Below are 16,254 nucleotides of genomic sequence, written 5' to 3'. Positions count from 1 at the left end.
CTTCGACACGATGGTGCACGCGGCCGACGACATCCTGAAGTTCAAGTACATCGTCAAGAACGTCGCCGAGCAGTGGGGCAAGGTCGCGACCTTCATGCCCAAGCCGCTCTTCGGAGACAACGGTTCGGGCATGCACACCCACCAGTCGCTGTGGCTCGAGGGCAAGCCCCTCTTCTACGACGAGAAGGGCTACGGCGGCCTGTCCGACGTCGCTCGTTGGTACATCGGCGGTCTGCTGGCGCACGCGCCGGCTGTCCTCGCCTTCACCAACCCGACGCTGAACTCCTACAAGCGTCTGGTCAAGGGCTACGAGGCTCCGGTCAACCTGGTCTACTCTGCCGGTAACCGCTCGGCCGCGATCCGCATCCCGATCACGGGCAGCAACCCGAAGGCCAAGCGCATCGAGTTCCGCGCGCCCGACGCCTCGGGTAACCCGTACCTCGCCTTCGCCGCGCAGATGATGGCGGGCCTCGACGGCATCAAGAACCGCATCGAGCCGCACGAGCCGGTCGACAAGGACCTGTACGAGCTGCCGCCCGAGGAGGCCAAGAACATCCCTCAGGTTCCGAACTCGCTGCTCGACTCGCTGGAGGCGCTGCGTGCAGACCACGAGTTCCTCCTGGCCGGTGGTGTGTTCACGCCCGAACTGATCGAGACCTGGATCGAGTACAAGATCGAGAACGAGATCAAGCCGCTCGCCGCGCGCCCGCACCCGTTCGAGTACGAGCTGTACTTCGGGGTCTGATTCCGGGAGGCCCTCAGAGCCACACTTCCGGTCTCTGAGCCCAGCAATTTGCTGAGCCCCAGGCGGCAGTCGCCGTCTGGGGCTCAGTCTATCTCTGGACGTTTACGGACGGGTACGGGGAGTAAACGGACAGGTTTTCGGACAGCGTGGATGCCCGCTTCTGCGCACGCGAACAGCGCGCTGACTCGACGGTTTGCTGCTACAGCAGCCCACTGACAGGAGCTCGTATGAGATCAGGCGCGACGGCGTAGCTGACCGCTGGCACCGCAGCCCATCGTTCCGGTGGCAACGCGCCGAACATCAGCTCCAGCGCGAGCCCGACTTCAGCATCGAGAAGCCCCTGCAAGGTGAGCGGCAGCGAAATCGACGCGAGCGCACTGCGCGATTGAACGTTTCGCGCCGAGGCATCCGTCAGTGCGTTAGCGCGAAGCTCTTCAAGGATCCCGTCGAGCACACCCTGCACTTCAGTCGATACGCCCAACTCTCCTGAATGGGGCGCGATGAGGTCGGCGATGAGCAACGGCTCACTGGGAACAACAGGCTGCTTTGCAGCATGGGTGTCGGGGATGGCTCCGCCAAACGCCGCTTGCCGGATCAGGCTCTGCGCCACATGTCGTGCGGCGGGAGTTCCCGCAAGCGCGGTTTTCAGGGCGTTGCGGATGTACATGAGGTCGTTCTTGCTTGCTGATCCCGCCGCCGAGAGCCCAACTGCGAGCGCACGGTCGTCGATTGGGACAGTCCCGGTAAGACAGCGCAGCGCGACGTCGATGAGCCTGCGCTGCCACCGCGGGGTAGTGGCAGCAAGACCATCATCGAGCAGGAAAGCAGCAACTTCCGGGCCGACAGAACAGAGCCACCCTGGCCAGCCCTCTCGCTGGTCGACTCGCTCGACGACCTCGGCCACGAGATCACGGCGGTGGTCTGGTCCCTCTGCGAACAATCGGCCGGCGATGAACACGAAAGTGTTCCGCCAATGCGGGCTCGACGCAATGGCCATCATGCGCACACGAACCTGCTCGTCGGTGCCACTGCTCAACGCGCGTGCGGCCATGACTTCCTGGAGGCTACGGATCTCGAATGACACACCGTCGTCCTCCGCAGGGACCAAGAGAACAAGGCGCTCGGTCGCGGCCTGCACGATCCGATCAGCAATGCGTTCGATGCCCTCGCCCGGCTGGTAGCCGACCTCGACGAGTCGCTGCATAGCGAGCCCGCGCAGCTCAGGCTTGCTCATGATGGCCCGCGAATCCGTCGCGGTTTCGGCATGCACCTGGAGCGCAAGTCCGACGGTCTCGTGCAACTCGGTGATTGCTCGTCGCTGCTCTGCGAGCAGAGGCGCGAGCGTGGTTGTCTTTGCGGACTCGCGCTCGTAGATCGTCTCGAAGTAGCGCCAGAACAGTTGGTATCGGTCAGCGGGAAGTACGCCGAACCGCTCCAAGATGAGCGTCATGATGAGCACCTGGAGCGGCGTCTTCATCAATCGCAGCATCGTTGCGTCCGCGGCGTGGCGTTCAAATCGCGCGATGACTTGGTCTCGCCGATCCAGGTCATCCGCAAGTCGCCTTGTCGTGACATGACGGCCGTATGAGAGAGCAGTATCGGCATCGAGGTACCGCAAGCTCAACTGCCGGAATCTCTCAGGCATGATCTGCTCGTCATCGCTGGTGGGACGTGTCGTGATGATGACGAAAAGGTCAGCGTCTCCTTGATCGGCGTCCTCCACGAAAGCTCGAATCTCATCGAGCACGCGAGGACGGACTTCAGGCGCTGTCACTTCATCCAGACCATCCAGGATGACGAGACTCGGCCAGTTCACCATCCATCGCCGAAGCGTGTGCGGCTTGATCTCGATCTCAGCACGGGCAGCAACCCGCTCGCTGAGCCAACGCAACAGACTCTTGTCACCACTAGGCCCGATAGCGTCCGCATACTCGGCAAGGTTCACGCGAATAGGCCAACGATGGTTCCGAGGTGACTCGACCTGAACACGTCGGAGTGCGTCCGCAGTACCGTCACGCACGTCAGCCGCAGTCGGAGTCAGCGATTCGTCGGATAAGAAGGCCACTCGATACACCTGGGTGAGGAACAGCGTGATGGTGCTCTTCCCGCTCCCTGGCTGACCGGTTATGACGAGGTGCCTGGCAGCAGGCGCGAATGACGGCTTGAGAACCGACTCGGCGTGCAGGATCACCTCCTTGAGCAGAGATGCGTCCGTGCCCTCTGTGCCTTCGGCTTTCAGATCGATGAGGACCTGCTCGACTGACTGCCGACTGGTCCCGCCAGCCTCTCTGAAGTTGACCCAACGTTCAGTGCCGATCGTGTTCAGCGCATGAGCTTTGAGGACGGGCTCAAACTCGTCAGGCGTCAGCAGACCATCCAGCGAGTTGAGCCGGGCGAGAATATCGCCGACCGTCAGCAGTCCCTTGAAGGCGGTTCGAACTCCGTCGAATGCGGTGAGCAGTCCATTGAGCTGGTCACGATGCCAGACCTTCCCGGCCCGCATCCCACGCGCGCGAAGTGAGTCGGGTTTGCCGTCGCTGCCGATCCTCGAGTCCGCGATGCGTTGCGAGATGAACGAGTTGATCTGGTCGATGCCGCCGGTCCCGGAAACGCTACTCAGGCGGGCGTTCGTGACGAAGACGACATACTGCGGCAACTGCCCCCGGCGACTACTGTCGCTCATCCATGCGTCAAACTCGTCCGAGATCTCATTGCGCAACCACGCGGCGTTCTGCGCAGGAGTCCCCAGCGACTCCTTCTGCTTCGCCTGGATCACGACATATCCGTCCCACGACTCGGCACCGAACCCGGTCGTCGCGGACCAGTTGACCTGGCCTCTGTAGGTCGCTTCTCGCCCGCCGTCGGGGCCTGAACCGAATGCCTCTACGCCGTTGCCCAGCACCTTGATCGCGAGCGCCACGGTGAGCTGCTCGAAGGCGCGGGGACTCAACTCCTCAAGCGGATAGTCCTGCGCCATAGGTGCGAGCCCCCTGCAAAGTTGCCGTCTTCCGATCTTCGCACCTTGCAAGGACATCGATCTTTGGCGCGCGGGCCTGCCGAACTCCCTGTCACCTCAGACGAGCAGAGGACGTCCTACCGTGTGCTCGTCAGGCGCGCGACGAGGTGAGCATCGGGGCGTCCTCGCTGATCGTGTACCCCGCCGACTCGCGCTCGACGAGTCGGCGGTCGCGCCGCTCGGCGACGCGAGCCCGGATCAGGACGACGAGCGTGATCGGCCCGTTGACGAGGAACTTCAGTGCGTTCCAGATGAACAGCAGCACGAGCAGGTTCAGCCACCCCGGCCCGCCGTCGGCGATCCAGACGGTCAGCAGCCACGCGCCGAGCAGGTACGGCACGGCGATCAGCATGGCGGGCACACCCCACTTCAGTCCGCGGCGCGTCCGCAGCGCGTTGAGCAGGATGTTCGTCGGCATGTACGTCCGCAGGAACAGCCGAACTCGGATGCTGAGATTCCAGAGCAGTCGGAGCATGATGTCCGCCTCCTGAGAGGGTGCGTAGCTCCGCCGAGGAGGTAGATCATGTGGTGAGCGTCCCGAGAGGACCGTCGCAAGCGACCTAGAAATCGTGGCTACTACCTCGACACTCAGGGTACGCCCGACCTCGGACACACGGAAGGGCAACTACAGACGTGGCGCGGATACCCCGACCGCGGTGACCGTGGACTCCGGTTCTGCTGCGCGTGCCGCGAGCTGCCGTGCGCGGTGGATCGCGGCGCGTGCTCGCGCGGCATCTGCGTGCTGCCGCGCGTCGTCGCCGATGAGTCCGAGCGCGCTGGTCTCCGCGATGCCGTAGGTGTCGCGGTAGGCCGCGACGGTGCGCGCCTCGCGTCGCCAAATCGCGGCAAGCTGCGGATCGGCGGGCTCCGGGCCGAGTTCCGCGGCCCATGCCTCGGACGCCTCGACCGCTTCGGCGACGAGCGCGTCGGCCCGCTGCTCGATGAGTGCGGCGCGTTCGCGGAGCGCGGCGCGCATGTCGTCGTCCATCGTGCCGAGCGCCGGGGTGATGAGTCCAGCGATGGGCGCGGCGGGCTGGCGCACGCGCCCCGCACCGTTCGCGCGCGCCAGGGCTCGGATCACCCGTTCGTGGAGCACCGCGGCCACGTCCTCGGCGTCGTCGAGCGGACGCGAGGCGACGAGCGCGTGCAGCAGGCGCTCCGTGTCGTACCCGTCCGCCTCGGCGCGGCGCAGCTCGGCACCGAGCACACCGAACGCGGTCGATCCGATGGCGGCGTCGGCTTCGGCCTCGGTGAGTCGGGTGGCGCGCACGAGGGCTTCCCATCTCTGCTGCTGTGCGGCGGCGGCGATGGTCTCGTACTCGGCGGCGAGCTGGCCGACCGAGCCCCAGGCGTCCTGCTCGGCGGCGATCATCTGGCGGGCTGAGAGTTCGGCTCCAACGTGCTGGAGCACCCCGGCGAGCACCTTGCGGGCCGCGACTGCCTTGGTGTCCTGGGTGGGCGGATGGATGTGGTCGTCGTCGGGACGGTTGATCGAGACGTAGGCGGTGTTCACGAGCCTTCCGCGGGTCATGGCGACGTAGAAGTTCTCGCGCGTCGCGCCGGGCTCGATGAGCGTGTGTCCGGTGTCGACGGTGACGCCTTGCGCCCGGTACGCGGTGACGGCGTAGCCGAGTTGGACGTGCTCGGCGACGTACTCAGCGGGGAGCCTTAGGGTCGCGCCCCAGCGCCGTCCGGCGGGACGCACCCGCAGCGACCCATCGGCGTCGATGGCGGTGATCGTCCATCGACTGCCGTTGCGTACCCAGCCGCGGCCGATGCGCAGCTCGCGGTCGTTGCGGCGGGTGATGATCGCGTCCCCGACGGATGCCTCGGTATCGTCATGCAGCCGCACCTCGGCGCGCGCGTCGACCTGCCCGGCGAGGATGAGGTCGGCGCGGGCGCGCTGGTTCAGGGTAGTGACCATCGCGCTCGACTCGGCAATGAGGATGCTCGCCAGTCCTGCGACGCGGTCGCTCTGCCACGAAGCGTAGGCGGCATCAGCCATGCGTTCGGCCTCCCCTGCATGGATGCGCCCGTGGGCGTGGTAGGTGTCGATCGCCTCGATGCGCCCGTGGCGAAGGTCGAGCGTGGCTTCCTTCTCCCAGGCTGCGGCGATGCGTCGCACGTCGGTCAGCTCGGGCACGTCGTCGCGGTCGGCGACGAGCAGCCCGAACGCTCCCCCGGCGTCCACGGATTGCAGTTGCGCCGTGTCGCCCACGAGCAGCACCTTCACCCCAGCGTCGACCGCGACGCGCACGAGCCGGTCAAGGGCGAGCGTTCCGGCGAGGGATGCCTCGTCCACGATCACGAGCTGCCCGGCGGTGAAGCCGATGCCGTGGTCGCGGTAAGTCTGCCACCACTTCGCGGTGTTCTCCGTCGGGATGCCGAGATCCCCGGCCAGCACCTCGGCGGCCACGGCAGACGGGGCGAGCCCGACCACCGAGCCGTGCCCGTGCTCGGCTTCCCATGCGCGCCGCAACGCGCGCAGAGCGGTGGTCTTGCCCGCCCCTGCGGGGCCGATGAGCAGGTCGAGCATCCGGCCGGAAGACGCAATCGCGGTGAGCGCGGCGCGCTGGTCGTCGCCGAGCGCGCGCCCACGGCGGGGTTGCAGCGCGTGCGCGATGGTTGCGTCGGCCAGGCGCGGTGCAACCTGCTCGCGGGAGCGTGCAAGCAGCCGATCCTCAGCAGCGAGCACCGCGGCCCCGCTATAGCGGGCGGCGTTGCGAGGCCGGAACACGCTCGTGCCGTCCGTGCGCTGGAACGCAGCGGGACTGGAGGCAAGCTCGGGCGGGGTGAGCCGGATGGACGCCTGCTCTGCGGCATCGACGATCATGCTAGTGATCGCCTCGCGGTCCTCCGTGCCGGTGAAGCGCCAGCCCATCGTCTGCCGTGCGGCCTCGGCGTACAGGTTCCAGAGGCTCCACGTCGTGCGCTTCTCGGCAACCGCGGCGACCACCGACGCGCCGAGCCTGGCGATCCGCTCCAGCGGCACATCCTCCGCGCGCAGGAGCTTCGCGGGCTCGACCGCGACGGCTTCTCGCGCCCACTCGGTGGCATCCCGGCCCAGCAGTCGGCTCGCGCGGGTGCGCCACTCCTGGGCGAGGTCGGCGAGCGGGCGGACTTCCTTGTCGGGCCGGGTCGCCAGCGTCGCCTGCTGCCGCAGCCGGATGATCGTCTCCCGTGACGGCGCGTGCCCGTGCGCGGCCTCGTACTCGGCGATCAGGCCATCCTTCTCGATGTCGATGTGCCGCGACCGGGACGAGAACTCGGCGACCAGCTCCTCGGGCACCGTGGCGACCGCCCACACCGGGTTGCGATCCGCGCCCCGGTCGCGCCGCTCCCACCCGACGCCGAGCACGCGGGTCAGGTGATCGGCGAACACCGCGGTGTGCAGCTCGCTCAGCGCCACGGTCGCCGCGTGCAAAGGCCGGCCATCGAGCGACCGCCACTTGCCGTCGAACAGGGTGCGCACCTTGTTGCTCACCACGACATGCGTGTGCAACTGCGGGTCGCTCGCCCGCGAGTCGAAGTGATCGAACGCGGTGGCGATGAGCCCGGTCACCTCGACCTGCGCAACCGCGCCGTCGCGGGACGTTGCGCCCGAGCGCGTCGCTGCAAGCTCGCGCTCCATGAACGCAACCACCTCCGCAACCGCCGCATGGTGCGCCTCCGCGATCCGTGCCTGCGTCGTTGCGTCCGCAACCGCCCACAGCACCGAGGCGGACTTCGGCAGCGAGAAAGTGAAGTCGTACCCGGCGACCGCCCGCCGCGAGGTGCGCGCCGACTCCTCCGCCTCGATCACCACAACGGCCTCAGCTCGCTCATCCGCGCCCAACGCCGGATCGAGCCGCGAGATGCGCGCCGCGATCCGATCCTCGACGCTCGGGAACGCCGGATACGCCTTCCCCAGCGGATCGCCGGTCACCGGGTCGCGCCCCATCCCCAGCAGAAGCTGGAGCTGCGCCTCCGAGACCGGCGCGCCCTCGTGAATCTCACCCTCCCCGAGCGCCGCGAGCCCGCCGCCCATCCAGCGGCCCGGCGGTGTGCCCTGCTCGGCGTAGTACCGGGTCAGCGGCGTCGAGAGCGCCCGCTCGCCGTCAGCCGACGCCACGGAGCGCAGCAGGTACTTGTAGCCGTCCCCCGCGCCCATGACCCGCATCGAAACCGACACCCGGTACCGCCTCTCTCGTCAGGGAGGTGAGCCGCCGAGCCCGCCCTCGGGCGGGCTCGACCTCGATGTGCAAGACGTGTACTGGTCTCTGGAGGGCTTCCGAGATCAGACAAGGCGGGCGCGGACGACGGCGATGTCGCGCTCATGATCGCGCACGATCCTGTCAGCCTTGGTCGTGAACTCCGACTTGTGGATCACGACGAGCCGGATACCCTGCTGCGGCAGGATCTCCGCCTTTCGCTGGTCGTAGAGCCGCCGCTGCTCGCCACGGGGCACACCGGAGACGGTCGCGCGGCGGTCGAACAGCGGGACGGCCACGGTGTGCTGCTTCTCCTGGAACTCAACCACGAGCCCCAGCGCAGGCCAATACCCGTCGACAGGGAGCCTGCGAGCCCGTCCGGTCGTCGGCGACACGTCGCCGACAAGCCACAGGAACGTCGCCTGTCGCTCCCCGCAGACCCCGATCACCTCGTCGCAGAGGTCGAGAACGTAGTGCTCATCACTGTCGGCGCGCTTGCCCACGATGCCTACAGGTACTCGACGACGGCCACTACGCGGATGACGCCGTTGAACTCGTCGCCGCCCGCGACTGTGGACAAGGCGACGATACGGTGCTCCGGCCGGGCGGCGAGCTCCTGCGCGAGCGCGTCCTTGATCGACCCGCGCATGAAGTTGTCGACGCGCACCTCCACGATCTCCTGGGTGCTGGTCAGTCCCTGAGCCATGCCTGTTGTCCCTTCGGCTACGGGATCAGCCCGAGGAGCGTCACGACGCCGCTTGAGACCAGATTCCCGAGTGCTCCCGCTGTCGTCGCTGAGAGGAAAGGCAAGAGCCGCTCCAGAGCCGACTTCGTTCGTGAAGGGTCTTCTGTGGCCACGCCACCGCGTGCATCAGCTATCGCGTCAGACACCTCGTGCTCATCGGCGAGACCGAGCGCGGGCAGGGCTTGCTCTATGCCGTCCAGAGTTTCAGCAGCCTTGACCAGCCATGTCGAGCTGAGGTCAATGCTCTGACTGACGCTTGAACTCTGGTTCGCGATGTTTGCGGGGCCGTGCACTGTCGTGGTGATCGTCGTACCGCTCGTGGCCTCATCGTCACGCACGCTGCCACCGCGTTCGATCAGCCGGACTCCCTTCGGGAGCAGTTCTACGAGCGTGATTTCGCCGGAAGCAAGAGTCGTGCCCCGAATGTAACCAGCGTCCCTCAACGCGGCACTTGCCTTCTCGACATCGGTGTCGGTGAACACGACCCCGAAGTACGTGGCCCCGGACTGGGGAACGCCCTTGGGGTCTGGCATCAGCGCATCATGGACATGAATGCGGTCGTAGAGCCAGCGTAGGAGTACGTCGCGGAGCGCGATGCGACGTGCGGCAACGTCAGCTCGATCCTGCTCGATCCTCGCCGCTGCGTCTCGCCCAGCGGGCGTGACAGCACCGATCCAGTCGCCGAAGGACATGTCCTTGGTGCTTACCCACCCTCGCCGCGCAAGCTCCTGGAGTTCGGAATGGTCGAGCTGTGACGGATCACCGCCCAGGTCAGCAAGGCGCTCCCTCACCGCTTCTTCTTCCGCACCCCATCCGTCAGCGCCTACCGACTGGACGACTGCGAGGATGAGCAGACGCCGGTTGATCTCACGGTCGATTGCCACCGCTACTCCGCCTCGAACTCGTTGGTGGTGAACTTCAGGGTTGTGGCGTTCTCTCGGATGGTGCGGAGCTGCTGCTCGGTGAAGCCGTCGGGGTGGATGGCGTCGATGGAGAGCGAAATGGTGAGCTTCGCGCCGGATGCGGCGAGGTTGGTCAGCACCTCGGTGGCGATCTTGGCGAAGTCGGCGGAGTAGCGTTCGGCGCTGATCGGCGCGCTGCCGACGTACCGGGTCGCCGCGGGCTTCCTCGCAGGCGCTGGCGCGGGAGGGGTGGTCGTAGCGCCTCCCGCCGTGCCCGCTGCTGCCGCCGCAGATGCTGGGGAGTCCGCCTCCGGCGCGGGGGTGCTGCTGGTCGCGGTCGCGGCCAGGTCTGCGGCACGCTGTGCTTCGGCCGGTGCGGGCTTGACGATCAAGGTGGCGTCGGTGACGGGCCTTAGGCCTCGGCGACCTCTACCGCGACAGTATCCGAATCATCACCGACTCCCGCGCAGAAGCGACCCGGTCGTACCCTCGCCCATCACTTGTCTCGCCCCGCAAAGGGCCGACGATCCTCCCGATTGCTCACCTCACGCCCGGCGGCTTGCCTGCCAGTCCCCGACCCGGCGGCAGGAGAGCCAGGATCCTGCCTTGACGTTGTCGGTCTTGATCCTCGCTTCCGCGCGATCATCCTCACCTTCAGCGGGTTCGATCCAACGACCCGGCCGGGCGTGCTGAAAGAGCAACGTGGCGATCATCCGGAGTTGCTCACCGCTCGAGAACGATGGCGAGTCCCTGGCCGACGCCGATGCAGATCGCGGCGACGGCGACGCCTCCGCCGCGGCGGGCAAGCTCGTGCGCGGCGTGACCTACTATGCGTCCCCCGGACGCGCCGAGCGGGTGTCCGATGGCTAGTGCGCCGCCGTGGATGTTGACCCTTTGGGGGTCGAGGTCGGGCCACCCTTTCATGTCGGCGAGGCACTGCGAAGCGAAGGCCTCGTTGAGTTCGACGATGTCGACGTCGGCCCATGTCCTGCCTGCGCGGGCGAGGGCCTTGTTCGCGGCTTCGATCGGGGCGAGGGGGAACAGGTCAGGGTCCACCCCGTGCCATCCGCGGCCGGCGATACGGGCGAGTGGTTCGGCGTCGATCGCGTGCTCCGCGCCGAGGATCACCGCGGAGGCGCCGTCGTTGATGGGGGACGAGTTCCCGGCGGTCACGGTGCCGTTCTCGCTCGCGAACAGGGGCCTGAGGGTCGCGAGCTTCTCGATGGTGGACCCGTCGCGGATTCCCTCGTCGCGGACCAGCTCAGCGCCGGGCACCTGCACGATCTCCGCGTCATAGATGCCGTCGGCCCAGGCCTTCGCGGCGAGTTCATGACTGCGCGCCGCGTACGCGTCCTGCTGCTCCCGGGTGATGCCCAGCAGCTGTGCGACCTTCTCGGCCGATTCCCCGTTGGAGATCGTCCAGTGCGCCGGGAGTGCCGGGTTGATCATCCGCCATCCGATGGAGGTATTCCACAGCGTCTGGTTGCCGACCGCCGGCCACGGTTTCGGCGACTTCTCCACGACGAATGGCGCCCGGCTCATGGACTCGACACCACCGGTGAGCACGATTCGGGCATCTCCCGCTTCGATCGCACGCGAGCCTTGGACCACCGCCTCGACGCTGGATGCGCACAACCGGTTTACGGTGGTGCCGGTGACGGTGGTCGGGAAGCGGGCGAGCAGCGCACCGAATCGCGCGACGTTGCGGTTGTCCTCGCCCGCCTGGTTCGCGTCTCCGAAAATCACATCGTCGATGTCGGACGGGTCCAGCCCGAGCCGTTGAACCGACGCGGCCATCACGAGTGCGGCAAGGTCGTCCGGTCGTGTGGCCGACAGTGTGCCGCCGGCCCGGCCGAACGGGGTGCGGACGGCATCGAAAACGAAGGTCGAGGTCATGGGTGATTCTCCGATCCTGCCGAGTCGCGCCGCGGGGTACGGCGCGTTCCGGGAAGGCTGGGTCGCGGGTATCGACTGAGGCGGGCAGCGTCGAGGTCATGAGAACGCGGCGATGCCCGTGATCTCTCGCCCGATGATCAGGGACTGGATGAAGTCGGTGCCCTCATAGGTGTGCACCACCTCCATGTCGGTGAGGTGGCGGGCGACGTGGTTCTCCAGGAGAAGACCATTGCCGCCGAGCAGGTCGCGGGCGTCGCGGCACAGCGCACGGGAGCGCTGGCCGGTGAACATCTTCGCCAGTGACGCCTGCTCGTTGCTCAGGCGCCCTTCGTCCTGCAGGGTTGCGGTGCGGAAGCACAGCAACTGCATGGCGGTGAGGTCGGCGAGCATGTTGGCGAGCTTGTTCTGCACGAGCTGGTAACTGGCGATCGGCTTTCCGAACTGGACTCGGTCCTGCACATAGGACGCGGCGGCTTCGTAGGCGGCGAGTGCGTGGCCGAGTGCTTCCCAGGCAACCGTGCTGCGTGTGCGGTTGAGGATCGCGGACACGTCCCGGAAGGACGCCGATCCCGCGAGCTTGTTCTCCACGGGGATGCGAAGCCCGGTGATCTCGATGTGCGCCTGCTGGATCGCGCGCTTGGCGATCTTGCCGGTGATCGCCTCGGCGACGTACCCGTCGGGGTACTGGCCGTCGGCGTCCTTCTCGAGGACGAATGCCTTTACTTTGGCATCCGCAGTGTCCCGGGCCCAGAGGATGACGAGATCGGCGACGTGGCCCAGCCCGATCCACCTCTTCATGCCATCGATGACGTAGACATCCCCCTCCCGGCGAGCGGTGGTCTCCAGGGCGACGGAGTCCGAGCCGTGGTCGGGCTCTGTCAACGCGAACGCGCCGAGCTTGCGCAGCGCTGCCATGTCGGGCAGCCACCGTTGCTTCTGCTCGTCGTCGCCGAGCAACGCGATGCTGCCCATCGCCAGTCCGGAGTGGACGGCGTTGAACGTGTTCACGCTGCCGTCGCCGCGGGACAGCTCCATCGCGACCAGCCCGGTCTGCAGGCGGGTGAGCCCCGGGCACCCGTAGCCTTGGATCGCTGTTCCGACGATGCCGAGGTCGCCCAGCGCGGGAAGGATCTGGTAGGGGAAGTCCGCCATCTCCCAGTAGTCGTTGATGATAGGGAGGACTTCGGCGTCCACGAAACCCCGTACACGTGCGATCAGGCTGCGGTCGTCGTCGCCGAGCAGGTCGCCCACCTGGTAGAAGTCCGTGTCTACTCGTTGTGCTGTCGTCGCGATTGTCATCTCAGCGCCCCTCTTCCCGAATTGCCGGGACGGGCACCCGCTCGCCGGCGAAGCCGTCATGGTCTTCCCCGTCCTGCAGCCACCGGCGGATGGCAGCGCTGTCCTGGTCGAGGTCGGGTGGAGCGGTCCGGTACGTCGCGGGGGTGCGGGAGAAGGTGATGGGGTTGCGAATGGTGGGCACCGCCCGGTCGCCGCGGCCGACCAGGACGCTGGGCTCCAGCCCGATCCGCGTGGCGAACTCGACACCTCCGCCAACGTCCAGGATCGGTGCGCACGGCACGTGCAGCGGGCTGAGGATGTCGAACCACTCCTGCGCGGTCTTGGAGGCCAGCCGCGCTGTCAGCATCGGGCGGAGTTCGTCTCGGTGCGCGCTGCGCTCCGCGTTGGACGCGAAGCGGGTGTCCGCGGCCAGCTGCGGCAACCCGACGGCGTCGCAGAACGTGGCGAACTGCACGTCGTTGCCGATCGCGAGGATGAGCTCCCCGTCGCCGGTCGGAAACGGCGCGTACGGGTAGATGCTCGGGTGGTCGTTGCCCATCCGGGTCGGGGACTGCCCGGTGAGCAAGAACCCACCGGTCTGGTTGACCATGCCCGACAGTGCGGAGGACAGCAGGTTCACCTCGACATGCTGGCCCTCCCCTGAATGCTGGCGGTGGTAGAGGGCGGACGTGATCGCGACACAGGTGTGCAAGCCGGCGATCACATCGAACACTGCGATTCCCGAGCGGAACCCCTCGGTGTCCGGCGCCCCGGTCACGCTCATCAGTCCGGACAGCGCCTGTGCCAGCAGGTCGTAACCGGCAAGCCCGGCGCCTCCCGCGGTGCCGAACCCGGTGATCGACGCGTAGATCACCCCGGGGTTCTCCCGCGCGACCGACTCATAGTCCAGGCCGAATCGCCGCAGACCGCCCGGTTTGAAGTTCTCCGTCAGCACATCGGCTCGCGACGCCAGCCGCTGCGCGAGGACCAGGTCGTCCGGGTCGCGAAAGTCGAGCATGACAGACTTCTTGTTCCGGTTGATGGAGAGGAAGTAGGTCGACTCGCCCCGGTACTCGGGCGGCCGCCAGCCGCGTGTCTCATCTCCCAGTGGACTCTCCACCTTGATCACGGTCGCACCGAGATCCGCGAGCAGCATCGTGCAGTACGGGCCCGCCAGAACCCTGCCGAAGTCGGCGATCAGGAGACCGGCGAACGGCCCGCTGGTCACGTCCTGCGTCATCCGGTCATCCGGGAGCGAGCTCTTCGTCATCGGAAACACCTCAATCGTTGTGTCCGCCCAGACTCCCAGCACTCGTTTATGTCCGTCCAATACCCGATCGGATGCATACTGATGCGGCGTTCGCATGAAAGGGTGACTGTTCCACAACGGAACACTCGAGCCTGCCGTCGGCAGGCCAGCCTCGGTGTCAAGAGGCGACGGTGCCGATAGCGGCCTGCGCCTGTACGTGATCAGCAATGAGGCTAAGGAGAACAACTCATGAGTAGCAGGCTTGCAGGCAAGGTCGCGATCGTCACCGGCGCCGCGAACGGGATGGGGCGCGCTCATGTGCACCGTCTTGCCAAGGAAGGGGCGACCGTCCTCGCCACCGACGTCGACGCGGGCGGGCTCGAGCAGACCGTCGCCGAGGCGAACCGTGACGGCGGGACGGTCGTGGCGCTGGAGCAGGACGTCACGGTCGCGGCGAGATGGGACGAGATCGTGGCCGATGCCGAGCAGCGTTTCGGTCGTCTCGACATCTTGGTGAACAACGCGGGGATACTCATCCTGAAGCCCGTCGACGAGACGACAGAGGAGGAGTGGGATCTGATCTTCCGCATCAACGCTAAGGGCGTCTTCCTGGGCACGAAGGCCGTGGCACCCGCTCTGACCCGCGCAGGCGGCGGATCGATCGTGAACATCTCCTCCATCTACGGCATCATCGGTGCGCCGAGCGCCGCCGCATATGAGGCGTCCAAGGGCGCCGTCCGGCTGCTGACCAAGGCGAGCGCCGTGGACCTGGCGAAATACGGCATCCGGGTGAACTCCGTTCATCCCGGTGTCATCGCCACCCCCATGACCACCGGGCTGCTGGCGACGCCGGAGTCGACGAAGGCGGTGCTGTCCACGACGATCCTCGACCGGCCGGGTCAGCCGGAAGAGGTCTCGAATGTCGTGCTCTTCCTCGCCTCCGACGAGGCATCCTTCGTGACCGGCGCCGAGTACGTCGTGGACGGCGGCTACACCGCACAGTGATCCCCGGTCGGCCGGGGAATCTGCATGTCCCCGGCCGACCCATCCCGATTGCGCGTCAATCGACATCGATTCAGTACCGGACGTGCAATAATCTTCGGATGGATCTGCAGCAGCTGCGCGCCTTCCTCGCTGTCGCCGATGAACTGCATTTCGGGCGCGCCGCAGAGCGCCTCCACATGGCGCAACCGCCGATCAGCCGCGGCATCCAGCAGCTGGAGCGGGAATTGGGCGCGCGATTGTTCGAACGGAGCACTCGCAAGGTCACGCTGACCTCCGTCGGAGAGGCGCTGATCGCACCCGCCCAGGAGGTGCTGGACGCCCTGGATCGGGTGAGCAGAGTCGCCCGGGCGGCCGGAACGGGCGAGATCGGCCACGTCAGGCTGGCGTATGCGGGCGCGTCCTCCAACGTGATGGTCGGACAGCTCGCCCGCGCCGTCAACCAGAACCACCCGGGCATCCACCTCGAACTGCTCAGTCAGCACTTCGCCCAGCCTGCGATGCAACTGCTGACCCGTGGCGACATCGATATCGCACTCGGCCGATGGGATCACATTCCCGCCATCGTGCGCACCCGCGTGATCGCCATCGAGGAACTGGTCATCGCCGTCCCTGAGACCCACCGCCTCGCCGACGCCGATGCCGTGTCGATCGCGCAGTTCGAGGGGGAACCGTTCGTATCGCTGCAGCCCCAGACCGGGACGCTACTGCTGGAAAGGCTTCGGCAGATGAGCAGAGCGGCCGGGTTCAACGCGGACGTCGTCCAGCACGCACCGGACTCATGGACGCTGATGTCACTCGTCTCCGCCGAGATCGGCTGCTCATTGACCCTATCCTCCGTGATCGACAGCATCGCCGACCCGCACCTGCGCTTCCTACGCCTCACCGACGACGCTCCACCCGTCGAACTGCGGATGGCCTGGCTGCGCGACAGCGACGATCGCGCGCTGCACGCCGTGCTCCGGCTGTCCGAATCCGTCCTCCCGACCCCGCAGACATAGATGCCCCCGCCCATCGCACATCCATGCACAGCCGGCACATGAGAGGGCTTGATTGATACTAGGACTGCAATAGCGACCGGTTGGTTCGGTATTGGACTTCCGCTCGGGCGCGATGCGACGCTGACAGTGCGCAAGAAGGCCGCGTCCCTCTCAATTCTCGGCCCGCCCGGTGGGCGCTGAGAGGACGGTTTGCCGGCTCCGGCGCACGCCGCCGCGAACGGGAGGATCCA

The 16,254-nt window shown here is 66.9% G+C and carries 13 protein-coding genes and 1 pseudogene; 3 read left to right on the top strand and 11 right to left on the bottom strand.

Annotated elements, in window-relative coordinates:
* Positions 1-745: pseudogene (locus tag ABS64_RS05485) on the top strand (type I glutamate--ammonia ligase); the annotation flags it as partial.
* Positions 746-944: 199 nt separating this feature from the next.
* Here ABS64_RS05485 and ABS64_RS05480 read toward each other — a convergent pair.
* From ABS64_RS05480 to ABS64_RS05430, 11 genes are all read right to left on the bottom strand, one after another.
* Positions 945-3,722 carry a hypothetical protein gene (locus tag ABS64_RS05480; RefSeq protein ID WP_292681659.1) on the bottom strand — a complete coding sequence of 926 codons (2,778 nt, stop codon included), beginning with the start codon at positions 3,720-3,722 and terminating at the stop codon, positions 945-947.
* Positions 3,723-3,852: 130 nt separating this feature from the next.
* Positions 3,853-4,236, bottom strand: coding sequence for a sulfate permease (locus ABS64_RS05475; RefSeq protein WP_292681656.1), 384 nt, complete (start codon positions 4,234-4,236; stop codon positions 3,853-3,855).
* 150 nt (positions 4,237-4,386) lie between these two features.
* Positions 4,387-7,920 (bottom strand): MobF family relaxase, encoded by a 3,534-nt coding sequence (mobF, locus tag ABS64_RS05470; RefSeq protein ID WP_292681661.1) that lies wholly within the window; start codon positions 7,918-7,920, stop codon positions 4,387-4,389.
* A 117-nt stretch (positions 7,921-8,037) separates the two neighbouring features.
* Positions 8,038-8,454 carry a hypothetical protein gene (locus ABS64_RS05465; protein ID WP_102209312.1) on the bottom strand — a complete coding sequence of 139 codons (417 nt, stop codon included), beginning with the start codon at positions 8,452-8,454 and terminating at the stop codon, positions 8,038-8,040.
* Between the two features lie 5 nt (positions 8,455-8,459).
* Positions 8,460-8,657 carry a hypothetical protein gene (locus ABS64_RS05460; RefSeq protein WP_125131915.1) on the bottom strand — a complete coding sequence of 66 codons (198 nt, stop codon included), beginning with the start codon at positions 8,655-8,657 and terminating at the stop codon, positions 8,460-8,462.
* Between the two features lie 17 nt (positions 8,658-8,674).
* Positions 8,675-9,580 (bottom strand): hypothetical protein, encoded by a 906-nt coding sequence (locus ABS64_RS05455; RefSeq protein ID WP_125131916.1) that lies wholly within the window; start codon positions 9,578-9,580, stop codon positions 8,675-8,677.
* A gap of 2 nt (positions 9,581-9,582) precedes the next feature.
* Positions 9,583-9,990 (bottom strand): hypothetical protein, encoded by a 408-nt coding sequence (locus ABS64_RS05450; RefSeq protein WP_292681646.1) that lies wholly within the window; start codon positions 9,988-9,990, stop codon positions 9,583-9,585.
* Positions 9,991-10,143: 153 nt separating this feature from the next.
* On the bottom strand, positions 10,144-10,311 hold the full coding sequence (locus tag ABS64_RS05445) for a hypothetical protein (RefSeq protein WP_164515465.1): 168 nt from the start codon (positions 10,309-10,311) through the stop codon (positions 10,144-10,146).
* Between the two features lie 10 nt (positions 10,312-10,321).
* Entirely contained in the window at positions 10,322-11,494 is a 1,173-nt protein-coding gene (locus ABS64_RS05440; protein ID WP_125131918.1) for a thiolase family protein, read from the bottom strand.
* 96 nt (positions 11,495-11,590) lie between these two features.
* Positions 11,591-12,793, bottom strand: coding sequence for an acyl-CoA dehydrogenase family protein (locus tag ABS64_RS05435; protein WP_125131919.1), 1,203 nt, complete (start codon positions 12,791-12,793; stop codon positions 11,591-11,593).
* A gap of 1 nt (position 12,794) precedes the next feature.
* On the bottom strand, positions 12,795-14,042 hold the full coding sequence (locus ABS64_RS05430) for a CoA transferase (protein WP_125131920.1): 1,248 nt from the start codon (positions 14,040-14,042) through the stop codon (positions 12,795-12,797).
* A 228-nt stretch (positions 14,043-14,270) separates the two neighbouring features.
* Between ABS64_RS05430 and ABS64_RS05425 the strand changes: the two genes are divergently transcribed.
* Together ABS64_RS05425 and ABS64_RS05420 are read left to right on the top strand one after the other, a co-directional pair.
* Positions 14,271-15,026 carry a glucose 1-dehydrogenase gene (locus tag ABS64_RS05425; RefSeq protein ID WP_125131921.1) on the top strand — a complete coding sequence of 252 codons (756 nt, stop codon included), beginning with the start codon at positions 14,271-14,273 and terminating at the stop codon, positions 15,024-15,026.
* Between the two features lie 98 nt (positions 15,027-15,124).
* Positions 15,125-16,024: a LysR substrate-binding domain-containing protein gene (locus tag ABS64_RS05420; RefSeq protein WP_292681640.1), complete on the top strand. Its 900-nt coding sequence runs from the start codon at positions 15,125-15,127 to the stop codon at positions 16,022-16,024.
* The last annotated feature ends 230 nt before the right edge of the window (positions 16,025-16,254 follow it).

The sequence above is a fragment of the Microbacterium sp. SCN 69-37 genome (assembly GCF_001724435.1).
Classification (GTDB): Bacteria; Actinomycetota; Actinomycetes; order Actinomycetales; family Microbacteriaceae; genus Microbacterium; species Microbacterium laevaniformans.
Note: the sequence above shows the minus strand (reverse complement) of the source record. Positions and strands in the feature narration are given on the sequence as shown.

What these genes read in the sequence shown, in the direction of transcription:
- ABS64_RS05425 (WP_125131921.1), top strand. Translation starts at nt 14,271, where the DNA reads ATGAGTAGCAGGCTTGCAGGCAAGGTCGCGATCGTCACCGGCGCCGCG.
- ABS64_RS05445 (WP_164515465.1), bottom strand. Translation starts at nt 10,311, where the DNA reads ATGATCGCCACGTTGCTCTTTCAGCACGCCCGGCCGGGTCGTTGGATC.
- ABS64_RS05475 (WP_292681656.1), bottom strand. Translation starts at nt 4,236, where the DNA reads ATGCTCCGACTGCTCTGGAATCTCAGCATCCGAGTTCGGCTGTTCCTG.
- mobF (WP_292681661.1), bottom strand. Translation starts at nt 7,920, where the DNA reads ATGCGGGTCATGGGCGCGGGGGACGGCTACAAGTACCTGCTGCGCTCC.
- ABS64_RS05430 (WP_125131920.1), bottom strand. Translation starts at nt 14,042, where the DNA reads ATGACGAAGAGCTCGCTCCCGGATGACCGGATGACGCAGGACGTGACC.
- ABS64_RS05420 (WP_292681640.1), top strand. Translation starts at nt 15,125, where the DNA reads ATGGATCTGCAGCAGCTGCGCGCCTTCCTCGCTGTCGCCGATGAACTG.
- ABS64_RS05480 (WP_292681659.1), bottom strand. Translation starts at nt 3,722, where the DNA reads ATGGCGCAGGACTATCCGCTTGAGGAGTTGAGTCCCCGCGCCTTCGAG.
- ABS64_RS05440 (WP_125131918.1), bottom strand. Translation starts at nt 11,494, where the DNA reads ATGACCTCGACCTTCGTTTTCGATGCCGTCCGCACCCCGTTCGGCCGG.
- ABS64_RS05435 (WP_125131919.1), bottom strand. Translation starts at nt 12,793, where the DNA reads ATGACAATCGCGACGACAGCACAACGAGTAGACACGGACTTCTACCAG.
- ABS64_RS05460 (WP_125131915.1), bottom strand. Translation starts at nt 8,657, where the DNA reads ATGGCTCAGGGACTGACCAGCACCCAGGAGATCGTGGAGGTGCGCGTC.